This window comes from Thiorhodococcus minor (assembly GCF_010820565.1).
Lineage (GTDB): Bacteria > Pseudomonadota > Gammaproteobacteria > Chromatiales > Chromatiaceae > Thiorhodococcus > Thiorhodococcus minor.
In genome coordinates, this window is the sequence record NZ_JAAIJQ010000369.1 from 1 (window position 1) to 362 (window position 362).

The following is a 362-nucleotide window of genomic DNA, read 5'->3' on the forward strand; positions in this document are numbered from 1 at the left end:
CCACAGGGGTTCATCTGCCCGCACTGCGGTCATCAGCACGAACCGGTGCGCCTGCGCACGCGAGCGCTGCTGCAGTGCCGCCACTGCCACCATCAAGCCTCGCTGACGGCCGGGACCATCTTCGCGGATACCAAACTACCGCTCACCACCTGGTTGCTGGCGATGTTCCTGCTGACCCAGCAGAAGAACGGCATCTCGGCGCTGGAGCTCAAACGCCATCTTGGCGTTTCCTATCCCAGCGCTTGGCGACTCAAGCACAAACTGCTGCAGGTGATGAAGGAGCACGACGATCAGAAACCGCTCGTCGGCATCATCGAAGTCGACGATGCCTACTGGGGCGGCGAGGCCCACGCGAGCACGCC

The 362-nt window shown here is 63.3% G+C and carries 1 protein-coding gene; it reads left to right on the top strand.

From position 1 onward, the window contains the following. The coding region (locus G3446_RS27365; protein ID WP_164456768.1) for an IS1595 family transposase at positions 1–362 on the top strand (362 nt) is incomplete at both ends.